Genomic DNA, 16,321 nt, shown 5'->3' on the forward strand with positions numbered 1-16,321 from the left:
CCGCGTCACCGTTGCGCAGGGCTCACGTCATGCGTCGACAGCGGAACGCGGAGCGTCCCTGGCGGCATTCCCACGCAGAGCGTGGGAACGATCACGTGTTCACTTGAAATCAGGTCGGCTGTCAGGCCGCCATCCCAAGTGCACTGACAATCAAGAACCAGTGCACCTTGCGCCAAGCCAGCCCCTGGTTCGAGCGCGTAGTTTTGTGTCGTGGGTTAGACGTTCGTCCTGACCTCCACCTGGATAACAACAAGATTTCTGGTGACCCATGAGCACAGTAGATCCGATCACCTTGGCAGTCGTGCGCGGCGCGCTCGAAACCGCGCAACGGGAAATGACCATCACCCTTGAGAAAACCGGTCGTTCAAGCGTTTTCAACCTGGCCCACGATTACTCCAACGCCCTCTTCGATCACCTTCCGGAAATGATCCTGCAAGGCCAGGACATCCCGATTCACCTCGGTTCGCTGATTCCGGCGATGAAATGCGTGGCCGGTTTCTTCGGCGACGACGTCCAGGAAGGCGATGTGATTTATCACAATGACCCCGCTTACATGGGCAGCCATATTCTCGACTGCTGCATGTACAAACCGGTGTTCTACGAAGGCGAGTTGGTGTTCTGGGCGGTGTGCAAAGGTCACCTGACCGACATCGGCGGACCGGTGCCCGCCGGCTACAACCCGGATGCCAAGGAGATCTACGCCGAAGGTTTGCGTATCCCGCCGGTCAAGCTCTGGTCCCAAGGCATGCGCCGCGAAGACGTGATCAACCTGCTGCTGACCAACATGCGCGCCCGGGCCTACCAGGAAGGCGATCTCAACGCCCAGTACGGCGCCTGCAATGTCGGTGAACGGCACTTGCTGGAACTGCTCGATCGGTATGGCGTGGCGCAGGTGCGCGCGTGTATCGCCGAATTGAAGGACATGGCGGACCGGCACATGCGGGCCTTGCTGCGAGAAGTGCCGGATGGCCTCTACAGCGGCACCGCCGTGCTGGAAGACTCGGGCCATGGGCTGGGTGAACTGTCGATCACCGCGCAAGTGGAAATTCGTGGCGACGAGGCGCACATCCTGATCGAAAGCCCGCCGCAGGTGCCGTACTTCATCAACTCCTACGCCGGCAACTCGGTGTCCGGGGTTTACCTGGGGCTGATGATGTTCGCCCAGGTCCCGCCGCCGTACAACGAAGGGCTGTACCGCTGCGTGTCCGTCGACCTCGGCCCGCCGGGCACCTTGTGCAACGCCCAGGAACCGGCGCCCCACGTCAACAGCACCACCACACCGATGGAAACCCTGGCCGACGCGGTGCGCCAGGCCCTGGAGCAAGCGGCCCCCGATCGTGTCACCGCCTCCTGGGGTCACGCCAGCGGGATCAACATCGCCGGCCATGATCCGCGCAATGGCAACGACGAGTACGTGACCATGGTGCTCGCCTCGATCATTTCCGGTGCCGGCGCGAACAAGTCCATGGACGGTTGGCCGGCATGCGGTCCGCTGTGTTGTTTCGGTGCGTTGATGTCCGGTGATATCGAGTTGCTGGAGTACGCCTATCCAATCCTCGTCCATCGCTACAGCCTGATGACCGACAGCGGCGGTGCCGGCGAATTTCGCGGTGGCTCGGGGACGCGCATCGAAATCGAACCGCTGAACCACGCCATGACGGTGGTCGGCTTTGGCGAGGGCCGGCAACTGCCGACGTCGGGTGCCGCGGGCGCGAACAACGTCCTGCTCGAACCCAAACTGGGCCGCTTGATTCACCGCAAGCTCGACGGTGAGGAACAGTCCTTCATCTACAACGCGCAGCTCACCGCGCAACCGGGCGAACGGGTGATCAACGTCAACCCTGGCGGCGGTGGCTATGGCAACCCCCTGCGACGCCCGGCCGCCAGCGTGGTCGACGACGTGCGCAACGGCCTGGTGTCCCGCGAAGGCGCCCGCCTGGAGTACGGCGTGGTGATCGACAGCCAAGGCCAGGTCGACGACGCCGCGACTCATGCTTGCCGCGCCACGCACTGATCGCCCCCCTTGAGCAATCTGGAATCCCTCATCATGAGCAAGCAACAATATCGCCTGGGCATCGACGCCGGCGGCACCTTCACCGATTTCATCCTGGCCGATCGCAGCGGCAACGTGCAGCTGTTCAAGGCTCCATCGACACCACAGGACGGCACCCTCGCCATCCGCAACGGGCTGGCGCAAATCGCCGATGCCATCGGCCGCACCCCCGCCGAAATCATTGGCGACTGTGACCTGTGCATCAACGGCACCACGGTGGCCCTCAACGCGCTGATCGAGAAAACCGGGGTCAAGGTTGGCCTGCTGTGCACCGACGGGCATGAGGACAGCCTGGAAATCCGCCTGGGTCACAAGGAAGACGGCCATCGCTACGATGCCAGTTACCCGCCGGCCTACATGCTGGTGCCGCGGCATCTGCGGCGGCCCATCGGCGGCAGGATCATCAGTGATGGCAGCGAATACGCCGCGCTCGACGAAAACGCAATAACTGAAGCGATCGAGTATTTCCGCGAACAGGACGTCAAGGCCGTGGCCATTTCGTTCGTCTGGTCGGTGCGCAATCCGAGCCACGAGCAACGCGCCGCCGAAATGGTGCGCGCGGCACTACCGGGTGTATTCGTCTGCACCGGCAACGAAGTGTTCCCGCAGATCCGCGAATACACCCGCACCTCGACCACTGTGGTCAACGCGTACCTGAGCCCGGTCACGGGCCGCTACATCGAACGCATCGACGCCTTGTTCGAAGAGCTCGGCGCGCAGCAGCCCACCCGCTACTTCCAATCCAACGGTGGCCTGGCGCCCGGTGTGGTGATGCGCGAACGCGCGGTGAATGCGATCAACTCAGGGCCCGCGTCCGCGCCGCAAGCCGGGTTGTGCGTGGCGCAGCCATTCGGCATCGACAACGTGATCACGGTGGACATGGGCGGCACTTCGTTCGACATCACCTTGAGCAAGTCAGGACGCACCAACTTCAGTAAGGACACTGACTTCCTGCGCTATCGCATCGGCGTGCCGATGATCCAGGTTGAAACCCTCGGTGCCGGCGGTGGCTCGATCGCCTATCTCGACGACTTCGGCATGCTCCAGGTCGGCCCGCGCAGCGCCGGCGCCAACCCAGGCCCGGTGTGCTATGGCAAGGGCGGCATCGAGCCGACCGTCACCGACGCCAACCTGGCCCTGGGTTACCTGGCCGACGGCGCGCTATTGGGCGGTAGCATCCGGCTCAATCGCCAGGCCGCCGTCGAGGCGATCCGGAGCAAAATCGCCGACCCCCTGGGCATCAGCGTCGAACGCGCCGCGCTTGGCATCATTACCCTGGTCAACCTGAACATGGTCAGCGGCATTCGCCGGGTGTCGGTCGAGCGCGGTTATGACCCACGGGACTTTGCCCTGATCGGCGCGGGCGGTGCGGCGGGCATGCACGTCATGCGCCTGGCCGAGGAAATCGGCAGCAAGGTGGTGCTGATCCCGAAAGTGGCTTCCGGGCTGTGCGCCTATGGGCAGATTCTTTCCGATATCCGCTACGACCAATTGACCACGCTGCCCATGCGCCTCGACGACGAACTGGTCGACCTGCCGTTGCTCAACCAAACCTTGCGTGACCTGCGCGAGCGCGGCATGAACAACCTGCGTGACGATGGCTTCGGCGCTGGCAATAACGTCGAGTGCTTGTACAACCTGGAAATCCGCTACCTCGGGCAGATCCACGAATGCAGCGTGGAGCTTGCCTGTGATCAGCTGGATCAGTCGGGCCTGGTCGCGTTGCGCGAGGCGTTCCACACCCGGCACAAGGCGCTGTTCTCCTACAGCGAACCGCAAAGCCCGGCAGAACTGGTCAACCTCGAGTGCTCGGTGATCGCGCGCCTGCAACGTCCGCCCATGCCGGAACTGCCGCCAGCTGCCGAGGACGTCGCACCCAAGGCCAGCGGTCATCGCTCAATGCTGTTCAGCGCCCAGTCGTCCTGGCAGCAAACGCCGGTGTACAACGGTGACCGCTTGCAATCGGGGCAAACGGTGCAAGGCCCGTGCGTGATCGAAGAGTCGACCACCAACATCGTCGTGCCCCCTGGCTGGCAGGCCACGCTCGCGCCATCGGCCACCTACCGGCTGACACCCGGTGATTGACCGCCCGTAAGCATTGGCAAATGATGGCAACCCAACGGTGTCGGCGGCTTTTCTGCGTCGGCACCGTCCTCATAATAAAAATGATACGAGGGCAGCCGTGACCTACAAACTCTCCACTCGCTCCTGGCCAGACAGTCAACGCCAGCCGCTCTGGGCCCAGGCCATCGGCAGTGCCTACTTTCCACTGTCACTGGAATTCGCGCCCGACAGCCCTTTCAGTGGCAGCCTGCAGATCTGGGAAACCGGCAGCACCGCGCTGACCCTTTCACGCTTGCGCTCCAGTCAACTGGGCTATTCGCGCAGCAAAGCCCAGGTCAGTGAAGACAAGGAAGCCTGCTACCTCGTCACCGTACCGCGGCGCAGTGAAGTGCATTTCGAACAGGACGGCCGCACCCTGCATTGCCAACCTGGTGGCTTCATCTTCGAACGGGGTGATGCGCCCTACCGCTTTCACTACGCCCGCGACAACGACCTGTGGGTGTTCAAGCTCCCCGAACGCGCACTGCAGGGCCAATTGCGCGGTGCCGAGCGCTATACCCGCCTGTGCTTCGACGCCAGGCGCGCACTCGGGCGGGTCTTTGTCGACCAACTGGCGATGTGCGCCGCACGTTTCGACGAATGCGACGCCCCCGCCCGGCACATGCTGCTGGAGCAGGCCCTTTCGACGTTGTTGATGGCATTGCGTGACGATGAGCGGGTGCTCAGCAGCGAAAGCTCGAACCTGGCCGGCCTGCATTTGCAACGCATCGAGCACTACGTCGACCAGCAACTGGGCAACCCCGACCTGGCGCCGCCAATGATCGCCGAGGCCTGTGGGTTGTCCGTGCGCTATGTGCATAAACTCTTCAGCAGCACGCCCTACAGCCTTGGGGAATGGATTCGCCTGCGCCGCCTTGAGGCGGTCAACAGAGGCCTGCTCGATCCCAACTGCCACCTGTCGATCGGCGAACTGGCCATGCGCTGGGGCTTCAGCGATCAGGCGCAATTTACCCGAAGCTTTCGCCAGCACTTTGGCTGTACGGCCAGGGAAGTGCGCAGTGGGGGGCGGTTGCCTGCGTCTTCGAATATTGGGGTTTCAGGCGGGATAAGGGCCTGACAGCCGACCAATCTCCTGCAGGTGTACCTCGATCTACTGTGGGAGCTGGCCTGCCGGCGATGAAGGTCTTACAGCCGACATTCTCTTTCAGGTGTACATATCCATTCCTGCGGTAACGGCCACTTAGGGTTTTTTCCTTACGGCGACTCACTTGTCCAAACGCCGGAGTGCCGGCCCAGCGAAAAGTAAGCAAAAGGCTTTGCCCCACCACTCTGTGTCTCGCTAAGGCTCGGCATGCCAGGGGACAGGCCGCCTTCGCGAGCAAGCTCGCTCCTACAGTTTTTACAACCATCCGACCAGAAACCCCTCTTAGCCTATTGCGCATCCGGTATTATGGTATACCATCATACGCACAGACACCTTTCACCCTGATACGGAGCAGCTCATGAGTTTCGAAATCCGCAAGATCGTCAGCTATGTCGAAGAAACCTTCATTGAAGGCGGCAAGGCCGCCGACAAGCCCGTGACCATGGTCGGGCTGGCCGTGGTGATGAAGAACCCTTGGCTGGGCAACGGTTTCGTTGAAGACCTCAAACCGCAGATCCGCGCCAACTGCTCCGACCTCGGCGCACTGATGGTCGAGCGCCTGGTGGGCATTATCGGTGGTGCCGAGAAGATCGAAGCGTACGGCAAGGCCGCCGTGGTCGGTGCCGATGGTGAAATCGAACACGCCTCCGCGGTGATCCACACCCTGCGCTTCGGCAACCACTACCGCGAAGCGGTGAAAGCCAAGAGCTACCTGAGCTTCACCAACAAGCGCGGCGGCCCGGGCACTTCGATCCAGATCCCAATGATGCACAAGGACGATGAAGGCCTGCGTTCTCACTACATCACCCTGGAAATGCAGATCGAAGACGCGCCGCGTGCCGACGAAATCGTCGTGGTCCTGGGTTGCGCCGATGGCGGCCGCCTGCACCCACGCATCGGCAATCGCTACATCGACCTGGAAGAACTGGCAGCCGAAAAAGCCCAGTAAGCCGGTCGGTCACTAAAACAAAAAGGTATGCAGGAGCGCTCCATGATTCGGCTCACCGCTGAACGCACCCCGGCTGGCACCAGTTACCTGGCGACCGGCCAAGGCCAGCCCGTGGTCTTGATCCACGGCGTGGGCCTGAACAAAGAAATGTGGGGCGGCCAGATCGTTGGCCTGGCCACGAAATACCGTGTCATCGCCTACGACATGCTTGGTCATGGCGCCAGCCCGCGCCCGCAAAGCGGCACGCCGCTGCTCGGCTATGCCGATCAACTGCTGGAGCTGCTCGATCATCTGCAATTGCCTAAGGCGGCAGTGATCGGTTTTTCCATGGGTGGGCTGGTGGCGCGGGCTTTTGCCCTGCATTACCCGCAGCGCCTGCAGAGCCTTGTGGTGCTCAACAGCGTGTTCAATCGCACCGCCGAGCAACGCGCCGGTGTCATCGCCCGCACAGCCCAGGCCGCCGAACACGGCCCGGATGCCAACGCCGAAGCCGCACTCTCGCGCTGGTTCAGCCGCGAATACCAGGCAGCTAATCCGGCGCAGATCGCCGCTTTGCGCCAGACGCTCGCGCAGAATGATCCGCAGGGTTACCTGACCACTTATCAATTGTTCGCCACCCAGGACATGTACCGCGCCGATGACCTGGCCAGCATCCAGGTGCCGACGCTGGTTGCCACCGGCGAACTCGACCCGGGGTCGACCCCGGAAATGGCCGAGCAACTGGCCCAGCGCATTCCCGGTGCGCAGGTTGCCGTACTCGCCGAGCAGCGGCATATGATGCCCGTAGAATCGCCGCGCCTGGTCAACCAGCTGTTGCTGGAATTTCTCGACACGGCGCACGCCCGACAAAACCAGATTAAGGGGATCGTTGCATGACTCTCGCACGCTTCCAGATGTGCATCGGCGGTGAATGGGTCGACGCCCTGTCCGGCAAGACTTTTGAAAGCCTCAACCCGGCCCTGGCCGAACCTTGGGCCGAACTGCCCGATGCCGACGAAGCCGACGTCGAGCGCGCCGTACAGGCTGCGCAGACTGCCTTCGACAGCCAGGCCTGGCGCGGCCTGACCGCCACCGCCCGCGGCAAGTTGTTGCGGCGCCTGGGCGACTTGATCGCCGAAAACAAGGAACAACTGGCGCAGCTGGAAAGCCGCGACAACGGCAAGCTGATCCGCGAAACCCGCGGCCAGGTCGGCTACCTGCCAGAGTTTTTCCATTACACCGCGGGCCTGGCGGACAAGCTCGAAGGCGGCACCCTCCCGCTGGATAAACCGGATCTGTTTGCCTACACCGTGCACGAAGCCATGGGCGTGGTTGCCGCGATCATTCCGTGGAACAGTCCGCTGTACCTGACCGCGATCAAACTGGCACCGGCCCTGGCGGCAGGCAACACCATCGTGATCAAGCCGTCCGAGCACGCCTCGGCGACCATTCTCGAACTGGCGCGCCTGGCGCTGGAAGCCGGAATTCCACCGGGGGTGGTCAACGTCGTCACCGGTTACGGCCCAAGCACCGGCGCCGCGTTGACCCGTCATCCGCTGGTGCGCAAGATCGCCTTCACCGGCGGCGCGGCCACGGCGCGGCATGTGGTGCGCAGCAGTGCGGAGAACTTCGCCAAGCTGTCGCTGGAGCTGGGCGGCAAATCGCCGAATATCATTTTCGCCGACGCCGACCTCGACAGCGCGATCAACGGTGCCATCGCCGGGATCTATGCGGCGTCCGGGCAAAGCTGTGTGTCGGGTTCGCGCCTGCTGGTGCAGGACGAGATCTACGACGAATTCGTCGCCCGCCTGGTGGAACGCGCCCAGCGCATCCGCATCGGCAACCCACAGGACGACAGCAGCGAAATGGGCCCGATGGCCACCGCGCAGCAACTGGCTGTTGTCGAGGGGCTGGTGGCGGATGCCATTGCCGAAGGTGCGCGTTTGCGCCTGGGTGGCAAGCGTGCGGAGAATCTCGGCGAAGGCTGGTTCTATGAGCCGACCTTGTTCGAATGCGACCGCAACTCGATGAAGATCATGCAGGAAGAAGTGTTCGGTCCGGTAGCCTCGGTCATCCGTTTCAAGGACGAAGCCGAAGCCCTGGCGATCGCCAACGACTCGCAGTTCGGCCTCGCCGCCGGCATCTGGACCCGCGACCTGGGCCGCGCCCATCGCCTGGCCCGGGATGTGCGCTCGGGGATCATCTGGGTCAATACCTACCGTGCCGTGTCGGCCATGGCGCCGATCGGCGGCTTCAAGAACAGTGGCTATGGACGCGAAAGCGGCATCGATTCCGTGCTGGCCTACACCGAGCTGAAAACGGTGTGGATCAATCTGTCCCAGGCACCGATGCCTGATCCGTTTGTGATGCGCTAGGAGTCCTGAAAAATGATCGAACCCGGCATTTACAAAGACGTCATGAGCTCGTTCCCTTCCGGGGTCACGGTGGTCACCACCCTGGACCCGGATGGCGGCATCGTCGGCATTACCGCCAGCGCCTTCAGTGCGCTGTCGATCGATCCGGCACTGGTGCTGTTCTGCCCCAACTACGCCTCTGACACTTACCCGATCCTGCGCGACAGCAAGCAATTCGCGATTCACCTGCTGTCCGCAGACCAGACCGCCGAAGCCTATGCGTTCGCCGGCAAGGGCAAGGACAAGGCCAACGGCATCGAATGGCACTTGAGCGAACGGGGTAACCCGTTGCTGCGAAAAGCCACGGCGATCATCGAGTGCGAACTGTGGCGTGAATACGATGGCGGCGACCACGCCATCATCGTCGGCGCGGTGAAGAACCTGATCCTGCCCGAGCAACCGGTGACGCCGATGATCTACCACAAAGGCAAGCTGGGCCCCCTGCCCACCCTGGCCTGATGGCGCTGCACAAATCCTTGCAGGAGCCCGGCTTGCCGGCGAAGGCGTGCACAAGGACGCCTTCGCCGGCAAGCCGGACTCCTACAGGTAATCACCTTTTCCTCCAGGAGCCGGCATGAGCCCAGCAGCCTCGCAACTGTTCCGCCAGCAGGCGTACATCAACGGCCAATGGCTGGATGCGCCCGACGGTGCGCGACAGGACATCTTCAACCCGGCCACCGGTGAACACATCGGTAGCGTACCGAACCTTGGCGCCGAGCACGCCCGGCAGGCCATCTTCGCCGCCAACAATGCCTGGCCGGCCTGGCGCGCGCTGACCGCCAAAGAGCGCAGCAACACCCTCAAGCGCTGGCACGCGCTGGTGCTGGAAAATGCCGATGCCCTGGCCGAAATCCTGACCCTGGAACAAGGCAAACCGTTGGCCGAAGCCAAGGGTGAAATCCTCTACGCCGCCAGTTTCATCGAGTGGTTCGCCGAAGAAGCCAAGCGCATCTACGGCGACACGATTCCCAGCCACAAGGGCGATGCGCGCATCGTCGTCAGCAAGGAACCGATCGGTGTCGTCGCGGCCATCACGCCGTGGAACTTCCCCGCAGCGATGATCACCCGCAAGGCCGGCCCGGCGCTGGCCGCCGGTTGTCCGTGCATCGTCAAGCCGGCGCCGGAGACGCCATTCTCGGCACTGGCCATGGCGGCGCTGGCCGAACAGGCCGGCATTCCTGCCGGTATTTTCAACGTGATCACCGGCGATGCCATCGCCATCGGCGCTGAGCTGACGGCAAGCCCGTTGGTGCGCAAACTGTCGTTCACCGGCTCCACGGCGATTGGCAAGTTGCTGATGGCGCAGTGCGCGCCGACGCTGAAGAAAGTCTCGCTGGAACTGGGCGGCAACGCACCGTTCATTGTCTTCGACGATGCCGACCTTGAGCGTGCTGTAGAAGGCGCGCTGATTGCCAAGTTTCGCAATGCCGGCCAGACCTGTGTCTGCGTCAATCGTTTCCTGGTGCAGGACGGCATTCACGATGCCTTTGTCGCGCGCCTGGCCGAACGGGTGTCGCAACTCAAGGTTGGCAGCGGTTTCGCTGACGGCGTCACCCAGGGCCCACTGATCAACGAGCGCGCCGTGGCCAAGGTTGAAGACCACGTGCAGGACGCACTGGCGCAAGGCGCCCGGTTGCTTTGCGGTGGCGAACGTCATGCGCTGGGGCACGGCTTCTTCCAGCCAACGGTATTGGCCGGCATCACCACGCACATGAAAGTCGCCCGGGAAGAGACCTTCGGCCCGCTCGCCGCGGTGTTCCGTTTCGACAGCGAAGCCGAGGCCGTGCAGATGGCCAACGACACCGAATTCGGCCTGGCGGCCTACTGCTACACCCGCGACCTGGGCCGCGCCTGGCGCATGAGTGAGGCGCTGGAATACGGCATGGTCGGGATCAACGAAGGGTTGATTTCCACCGAGGTCGCCCCTTTTGGCGGGATCAAATCCTCAGGCCTGGGCCGTGAAGGCTCCAGGTACGGCATCGAGGATTACCTGGAACTTAAATACACCCTCATGGGTGGGCTCGACGACGTTGGGAGCAGCCGGCAATGAGTAACGAGAAATACGAAAAAGGCCTGAAAATCCGCACCCAGGTGCTGGGTGAAGCCTATGTGAACCGCTCCATCGAGAACGCCGACGACTTCACCCGCCCCCTGCAGGAGATGGTCACCGAGTACTGCTGGGGCCACGTCTGGGGCCGTGAGGGTTTGTCGCTTAAAGAGCGCAGCATGATAAACTTGGCGATGATTTCGGCCCTCAATCGACCTCACGAACTCAAGCTGCACGTGCGTGGTGCCTTGCGTAACGGACTGAGTCGTGAACAAATACGCGAAACTCTGCTTCAGGTCGGTATTTATTGCGGGGTTCCCGCGGCCGTAGACAGCTTCCGGCTCGCCCGTGAAGCGTTCGCCGAAGCCGATGCCGAGGCCTCCAGTTAACCCTTGGCTATCTGACTGAACGAGCACCAGGATTATTGCGATCGAAGTGCTCTTTTTGCATGGACAGCCACATTCAGAGCGGACCCCATGAAACGCCTGCCACTCGACGACAGCTTCAAGGTCAATCGCAACCCCGTTACCCTGCGCGAAATCGTGCTGGATAAACTGCGAAGCGCCATCATGAACTTCCAGCTTCTGCCGGGAGATCGACTGGTCGAACGCGATCTGTGCGATCGCCTGGGCGTGAGCCGCACTTCGGTGCGCGAAGCCTTGCGTCACCTCGAATCCGAAGGCCTGGTGGAGTTCGCCGATGCCAAGGGCCCGCGGGTCGCGATCATCACGCTGGCCGATGCCGTCGATATCTATGAGCTGCGTTGCGTCCTCGAGGGCCTGATCGTCCAGCTGTTCACCCTGCGCGCCAAGGCCAAGGACATCAAGGCCCTGGAAAAGGCCCTGGAAGAAAACCGCCAGGCGTTGAAGGAAGGTGAACTGCAACAGGTCATCGATTCCGTGCAAGGTTTCTACGACGTGCTACTCGAAGGCTCCGGCAACCATGTCGCCGCGACCCAGTTGCGTCAGCTGCAGGCCCGCATCAGCTACCTGCGCGCGACTTCCGTGTCCCAGGAAAACCGTCGCGGCGCCAGCAACCAGGAGATGGAACGCATGGTCGAAGCGATCAAGAGCGGTGATCCGCTGGCCGCTCACCAGGCTTGCGTCGACCACGTTCGCGCCGCCGCCACCGTCGCCCTCGATTACCTCAAGCGCAAGCAGGAAGAGACCGGGGCGATCCCCGAGATCAACCAGCCCATTGCGCTCAAAGAACCGCGCATAGGTCGTTGATCATGTTCAGCCCGAGCTATTGTCCAAAGTGCGGCAGCAATGACATCAAGTCACAGCTGCCACCGGGCGATACGCACGAGCGCCTGATGTGCCGCGTCTGCGGCTACATCCACTACGTCAATCCGAAAATCATCGCCGGCTGCATCATCGAGCAGGACGGCAAGTACCTGCTGTGCCAACGCGCCATCCCCCCGCGCCCCGGCACCTGGACCTTGCCGGCGGGCTTCATGGAAGCTGGCGAAACCACCGAGCAGGCGGCGTTGCGCGAAGTCTGGGAAGAGAGCGGCGTGCGCGCGGAAATCCTCTCGCCCTACTCGATCTTCAGCGTGCCGAAGATCAGCGAGGTGTACATCATCTTCCGCGCCATCGCCCTGGAGATCACCGGGCAGTACGGACCGGAAACCCTCGACTACAAATTCTTCGCGCCCGAGGACATTCCCTGGGACAGCATCTACTACCCGGCGATCCGCCAGATCCTCGAACGCTACATCGAGGAGCGGCAGGCCGGGGTCTACGGGATCTACATCGGCAACGATGACAGCGGCAAGATCCACTTCATCCGCTGACGCAAACCTTCAATTTCGATTACCACCCGTAGGAACTGGCTTGCCAGCGAAGGGGCCGTTGGATACTGCGTTGATCTTGCGCACGCCTTCGCCGGCAAGCCAGCTCCTACAGGGTTATGTGGCGATTTTCATGCTGGCGCCACGCCTTCGACAATGATCACCTCGGCCCGAGCCACACCCTCGCGGTGCCCTTTGGCCTCCTGATACAGCTCTGATCGATAACAGGCCAGCGCCTGCTCGTAGGAATCGAACTCGATCACCACGCTGCGTTGCGGCGTCGGCCGACCCTCCATCGCTTCGCTGCGCCCACCGCGCGCCAATATCCGGCCACCGTATTGGGCAAACGCCTGCGGTGCCCGTTGGGTGTATTGGCTGTATTGATTGGGGTCGGTGATATCCACGTGAGCAATCCAGTACGCCTTCATAGTGACCTCTCTGTTTGTTTGTATTATGGTATACCATAGTATCTATTCATCAAACACCGGGAATCGCGACATGGCCTTCAACAGCATCGAAGAAATCATCGAAGACTACCGCCAAGGCAAGATGGTGCTCCTGGTTGACGACGAGGACCGGGAAAACGAGGGCGACCTATTGTTGGCCGCCGACTGCTGCAGCGCCGAAGCCATCAGCTTCATGGCCCGTGAGGCGCGCGGCCTGATCTGCCTGACCCTGACCGACGAGCATTGCCAGCGCCTGGGCCTCGAGCAGATGGTGCCGAGCAATGGCAGCGTGTTCAGCACCGCGTTCACGGTGTCGATCGAAGCAGCTGTTGGCGTCACCACCGGCATCTGCGCCGCCGACCGCGCGCGCACCGTCGCCGCCGCCGTCGCCCACGGTGCAAGTGCCGCCGATATCGTGCAGCCCGGCCACATTTTTCCGCTGCGCGCCCGGGAAGGCGGCGTATTGACCCGCGCCGGTCACACCGAAGCCGGCTGCGACCTGGCGCGCCTGGCCGGCTTCACCCCCGCCTCGGTGATCGTCGAAGTGATGAACGATGACGGCACCATGGCGCGCCGCCCGGACCTGGAAGTGTTCGCGCGCAAACACGGGATCAAGATCGGCACCATCGCCGACCTGATCCACTATCGTTTGAGTAACGAGCACACGGTGGTGCGTATCGGCGAGCGCGAGCTGCCGACGGTGCATGGCACCTTTCGTCTGATCACCTTTGAGGATCGCATCGAAGGCGGTGTCCACATGGCAATGGTTATGGGTGATCTGCGCCGCGATGAAGCGACGCTGGTGCGCGTGCACGTCATCGACCCGTTGCGCGACCTGGTTGGAGCCGAATACAGCGGCCCTTCCAACTGGACGCTGTGGGCCGCGTTGCAGCGGGTGGCTGAGGAAGGTCGCGGCGTGGTGGTGGTGCTGGCCAACCACGAATCGTCGCAAGCGTTGCTGGAGCGGGTGCCGCAATTGACCCAGGCGGCGCGGCAGTTCAGCCGATCGCAGTCGCGGATCTATTCGGAAGTCGGCACCGGTGCACAGATCCTGCAAAACCTTGGCGTCGGCAAACTGCGGCATCTGGGGCCGCCGTTGAAATACGCAGGTTTGACCGGGTATGACCTGGAAGTGGTGGAGAGCATTCCGTTCACTTCATGACCTGGAGGAGCCAGGCTTGCCGGCGAAGGCGTCCGCAAGATCGCCTTCACCGGCAAGCCTGGCTCCTACAGGTCCCCACCGGCAATAAAAAAGCATTTTTGGCTGATAGCCGGTAAGGCAAAGTGCTTGCACAAAGTTTGGAATACCATAATATGATATTCCATAGACCGAACGATTTGGCCAAGCGCACCCGCGAGGGAAAGCACCCACAACAGCCCTTGGCACGGTCGCCTTTCAAGGCCAGATGGACCTACTGCTCCCGATAGGCGGGCATTACCAAGCCCGCTCAAAAACACAACAAATGAGGGCGTGAAAATGGTGTTGAACAAACGTGCATCCGCAGTACTGTTCGCCGGCTTGCTGGCCACGGTCAGTCATGTGGCAACGGCTGCTGAAAGCGTCAACTTCGTCAGCTGGGGCGGTAGCACCCAGGATGCGCAGAAGCAGGCCTGGGCCGACCCGTTCAGCAAGGCCAGCGGCATCACCGTGGTCCAGGATGGCCCCACCGACTACGGCAAGCTCAAGGCCATGGTCGAAAGCGGCAACGTGCAGTGGGACGTGGTCGACGTCGAAGCCGACTTCGCCTTGCGTGCCGCCTCCGAAGGCCTGCTCGAACCCCTCGACTTCAAAGTCATCGAGCGCGACAAGATCGACCCGCGGTTCGTCTCCGATCACGGCGTCGGCTCGTTCTTCTTCTCCTTCGTCCTCGGCTACAACGAAGGCAAGCTCGGTGCCAACAAACCCCAGGACTGGTCCGCGCTGTTCGACACCAAGACCTACCCCGGCAAACGCGCCCTGTATAAATGGCCAAGCCCTGGCGTGCTGGAACTGGCGCTGCTGGCCGATGGCGTCAGCGCCGACAAGCTCTACCCGCTGGACCTGGACCGCGCCTTCAAGAAACTCGACACCATCAAGAAAGACATCGTCTGGTGGGGCGGCGGCGCTCAGTCGCAACAGCTGCTGGCCTCCGGTGAAGCGAGCATGGGCCAGTTCTGGAACGGCCGGATTCATGCCCTGCAAGAAGACGGTGCTCCGGTTGGCGTGAGCTGGAAGCAGAACCTGGTCATGGCCGACATCCTGGTCATTCCAAAGGGTTCGAAGAACAAGGACGCGGCGATGAAGTTCCTGGCCAATGCCACCAGTGCCAAAGGCCAGGCCGACTTCTCCAACCTGACCGCCTACGCCCCGGTCAACGTCGACAGCGTGGCGCGCCTGGACTCGGCTCTGGCGCCTAACCTGCCGACTGCCTACGCCAAGGACCAAATCACTCTTGATTTCGCGTACTGGGCCAAGAACGGTCCTGCTATCGCGACACGGTGGAACGAATGGCTGGTCAAATGAAGATGACGGCAACTGTGTCCCGTCCCTCGACGCCCGCCGGGAGCGCCACCGGCGCTGCCGCCAAGGCGGCTGCGATGACGCAAACCCCAACCCTGGCGCAACGCTGGCGCGGATCGAGCAACCTGATCCCCGCCCTGCTGTTCCTCGGCCTGTTCTTCCTCGGGCCATTGATCGGCTTGCTGCTGCGAGGTGTGCTGGAACCTGTTCCTGGGCTGGGCAACTACGAGCAGCTGTTCGCCAACTCGGCGTATGCCCGGGTCTTGCTCAATACCTTCTCGGTGGCCGGGCTGGTGACGCTGTTCAGCCTGCTGCTGGGTTTCCCGCTGGCCTGGGCGATCACGCTGGTGCCACGTGGCTGGGGTCGCTGGATTCTGAACATCGTGCTGTTGTCGATGTGGACCAGCCTCCTGGCGCGGACCTACTCCTGGCTGGTGCTGCTGCAAGCCTCCGGGGTGATCAACAAGGCGCTGATGGCCATGGGCATCATCGATCAACCGCTGGAGATGGTGCATAACCTCACCGGCGTGGTGATCGGCATGAGCTACATCATGATCCCGTTCATCGTGCTGCCGTTGCAGGCGACCATGCAGGCCATCGACCCGATGATCCTGCAGGCAGGTTCCATCTGCGGCGCCAGTCCGTGGACCAACTTCTTCCGGGTGTTCCTGCCGCTGTGCCGGCCGGGGCTGTTCTCCGGTGGCCTGATGGTGTTCGTGATGTCGCTCGGTTACTACGTCACCCCGGCGCTGCTGGGCGGTGCGCAGAACATGATGCTGCCTGAGTTCATCATCCAGCAGGTGCAGTCGTTCCTCAACTGGGGCCTGGCAAGCGCTGGCGCCGCGTTGCTGATCGTCATCACGCTGGTGCTGTTCTACTTCTACCTGAAGCTCCAGCCGGAATCCCCGGTTGGCGCCAGCAACGCGAGGTAAG

At 62.4% G+C, this 16,321-nt stretch carries 15 protein-coding genes; 14 read left to right on the forward strand and 1 reads right to left on the reverse strand.

The features are described from left to right. Positions 1 to 268: 268 nt before the first annotated feature. From ACIO0C_RS14735 to ACIO0C_RS14785, 11 genes are all read left to right on the forward strand, one after another. Positions 269 to 2,014, forward strand: coding sequence for a hydantoinase B/oxoprolinase family protein (locus tag ACIO0C_RS14735; RefSeq protein WP_401313173.1), 1,746 nt, complete (start codon positions 269 to 271; stop codon positions 2,012 to 2,014). A 33-nt stretch (positions 2,015 to 2,047) separates the two neighbouring features. After that, positions 2,048 to 4,138, forward strand: a complete 2,091-nt coding sequence (locus ACIO0C_RS14740; protein WP_401313175.1) for a hydantoinase/oxoprolinase family protein — start codon at positions 2,048 to 2,050, stop codon at positions 4,136 to 4,138. A gap of 97 nt (positions 4,139 to 4,235) precedes the next feature. Continuing rightward, entirely contained in the window at positions 4,236 to 5,234 is a 999-nt protein-coding gene (locus ACIO0C_RS14745; protein ID WP_401313178.1) for a helix-turn-helix domain-containing protein, read from the forward strand. Positions 5,235 to 5,619: 385 nt separating this feature from the next. Continuing rightward, on the forward strand, positions 5,620 to 6,210 hold the full coding sequence (locus ACIO0C_RS14750; RefSeq protein ID WP_401313181.1) for an amino acid synthesis family protein: 591 nt from the start codon (positions 5,620 to 5,622) through the stop codon (positions 6,208 to 6,210). Between the two features lie 42 nt (positions 6,211 to 6,252). Beyond that, positions 6,253 to 7,086 carry an alpha/beta fold hydrolase gene (locus tag ACIO0C_RS14755; protein WP_401313183.1) on the forward strand — a complete coding sequence of 278 codons (834 nt, stop codon included), beginning with the start codon at positions 6,253 to 6,255 and terminating at the stop codon, positions 7,084 to 7,086. Continuing rightward, positions 7,083 to 8,564, forward strand: coding sequence for an aldehyde dehydrogenase (locus tag ACIO0C_RS14760; protein ID WP_401313185.1), 1,482 nt, complete (start codon positions 7,083 to 7,085; stop codon positions 8,562 to 8,564). The genes ACIO0C_RS14755 and ACIO0C_RS14760 overlap by 4 nt, the downstream gene beginning before the upstream one ends. Before the next feature lie 12 nt (positions 8,565 to 8,576). Continuing rightward, on the forward strand, positions 8,577 to 9,062 hold the full coding sequence (locus ACIO0C_RS14765; protein ID WP_401313187.1) for a flavin reductase family protein: 486 nt from the start codon (positions 8,577 to 8,579) through the stop codon (positions 9,060 to 9,062). Between the two features lie 115 nt (positions 9,063 to 9,177). Then, positions 9,178 to 10,653 carry an NAD-dependent succinate-semialdehyde dehydrogenase gene (locus ACIO0C_RS14770; RefSeq protein ID WP_401313190.1) on the forward strand — a complete coding sequence of 492 codons (1,476 nt, stop codon included), beginning with the start codon at positions 9,178 to 9,180 and terminating at the stop codon, positions 10,651 to 10,653. Beyond that, positions 10,650 to 11,039 (forward strand): carboxymuconolactone decarboxylase family protein, encoded by a 390-nt coding sequence (locus tag ACIO0C_RS14775; protein ID WP_401313193.1) that lies wholly within the window; start codon positions 10,650 to 10,652, stop codon positions 11,037 to 11,039. Before ACIO0C_RS14770 ends, ACIO0C_RS14775 begins: the two co-directional genes overlap by 4 nt. Before the next feature lie 87 nt (positions 11,040 to 11,126). Then, complete coding sequence (locus ACIO0C_RS14780) at positions 11,127 to 11,879, forward strand: GntR family transcriptional regulator (RefSeq protein ID WP_401313196.1); 753 nt, start codon at positions 11,127 to 11,129, stop codon at positions 11,877 to 11,879. Between the two features lie 2 nt (positions 11,880 to 11,881). After that, positions 11,882 to 12,445 carry an NUDIX hydrolase gene (locus ACIO0C_RS14785; RefSeq protein WP_401313199.1) on the forward strand — a complete coding sequence of 188 codons (564 nt, stop codon included), beginning with the start codon at positions 11,882 to 11,884 and terminating at the stop codon, positions 12,443 to 12,445. Positions 12,446 to 12,573: 128 nt separating this feature from the next. Here the strand turns inward: ACIO0C_RS14785 and ACIO0C_RS14790 are convergent, their stop codons facing one another. Then, positions 12,574 to 12,870, reverse strand: coding sequence for a DUF1330 domain-containing protein (locus tag ACIO0C_RS14790; protein ID WP_401313202.1), 297 nt, complete (start codon positions 12,868 to 12,870; stop codon positions 12,574 to 12,576). Between the two features lie 70 nt (positions 12,871 to 12,940). Here ACIO0C_RS14790 and ribBA point away from each other — a divergent pair, with 70 nt between their 5' ends. The 3 genes from ribBA (at position 12,941) to ACIO0C_RS14805 (ending at position 16,320) form a co-directional block, all read left to right on the forward strand. Further along, complete coding sequence (ribBA, locus tag ACIO0C_RS14795) at positions 12,941 to 14,050, forward strand: bifunctional 3,4-dihydroxy-2-butanone-4-phosphate synthase/GTP cyclohydrolase II (RefSeq protein WP_401313204.1); 1,110 nt, start codon at positions 12,941 to 12,943, stop codon at positions 14,048 to 14,050. Positions 14,051 to 14,365: 315 nt separating this feature from the next. Continuing rightward, positions 14,366 to 15,391 (forward strand): ABC transporter substrate-binding protein, encoded by a 1,026-nt coding sequence (locus ACIO0C_RS14800; RefSeq protein ID WP_401313207.1) that lies wholly within the window; start codon positions 14,366 to 14,368, stop codon positions 15,389 to 15,391. Then, entirely contained in the window at positions 15,388 to 16,320 is a 933-nt protein-coding gene (locus ACIO0C_RS14805) for an ABC transporter permease (RefSeq protein ID WP_401313557.1), read from the forward strand. Before ACIO0C_RS14800 ends, ACIO0C_RS14805 begins: the two co-directional genes overlap by 4 nt. The last annotated feature ends 1 nt before the right edge of the window (position 16,321 follow it).

Origin of the sequence: Pseudomonas sp. NPDC087336 (assembly GCF_044744285.1) — a bacterium.
In the GTDB taxonomy this organism is placed as follows: domain Bacteria; phylum Pseudomonadota; class Gammaproteobacteria; order Pseudomonadales; family Pseudomonadaceae; genus Aquipseudomonas.

Coding starts and splice junctions, on each gene's coding strand:
- ACIO0C_RS14735 (WP_401313173.1), top strand. CDS start 269: ATGAGCACAGTAGATCCGATCACCTTGGCAGTCGTGCGCGGCGCGCTC.
- ACIO0C_RS14740 (WP_401313175.1), top strand. CDS start 2,048: ATGAGCAAGCAACAATATCGCCTGGGCATCGACGCCGGCGGCACCTTC.
- ACIO0C_RS14750 (WP_401313181.1), top strand. CDS start 5,620: ATGAGTTTCGAAATCCGCAAGATCGTCAGCTATGTCGAAGAAACCTTC.
- ACIO0C_RS14755 (WP_401313183.1), top strand. CDS start 6,253: ATGATTCGGCTCACCGCTGAACGCACCCCGGCTGGCACCAGTTACCTG.
- ACIO0C_RS14760 (WP_401313185.1), top strand. CDS start 7,083: ATGACTCTCGCACGCTTCCAGATGTGCATCGGCGGTGAATGGGTCGAC.
- ACIO0C_RS14765 (WP_401313187.1), top strand. CDS start 8,577: ATGATCGAACCCGGCATTTACAAAGACGTCATGAGCTCGTTCCCTTCC.
- ACIO0C_RS14770 (WP_401313190.1), top strand. CDS start 9,178: ATGAGCCCAGCAGCCTCGCAACTGTTCCGCCAGCAGGCGTACATCAAC.
- ACIO0C_RS14775 (WP_401313193.1), top strand. CDS start 10,650: ATGAGTAACGAGAAATACGAAAAAGGCCTGAAAATCCGCACCCAGGTG.
- ACIO0C_RS14780 (WP_401313196.1), top strand. CDS start 11,127: ATGAAACGCCTGCCACTCGACGACAGCTTCAAGGTCAATCGCAACCCC.
- ACIO0C_RS14785 (WP_401313199.1), top strand. CDS start 11,882: ATGTTCAGCCCGAGCTATTGTCCAAAGTGCGGCAGCAATGACATCAAG.
- ACIO0C_RS14790 (WP_401313202.1), bottom strand. CDS start 12,870: ATGAAGGCGTACTGGATTGCTCACGTGGATATCACCGACCCCAATCAA.
- ribBA (WP_401313204.1), top strand. CDS start 12,941: ATGGCCTTCAACAGCATCGAAGAAATCATCGAAGACTACCGCCAAGGC.
- ACIO0C_RS14800 (WP_401313207.1), top strand. CDS start 14,366: ATGGTGTTGAACAAACGTGCATCCGCAGTACTGTTCGCCGGCTTGCTG.
- ACIO0C_RS14805 (WP_401313557.1), top strand. CDS start 15,388: ATGAAGATGACGGCAACTGTGTCCCGTCCCTCGACGCCCGCCGGGAGC.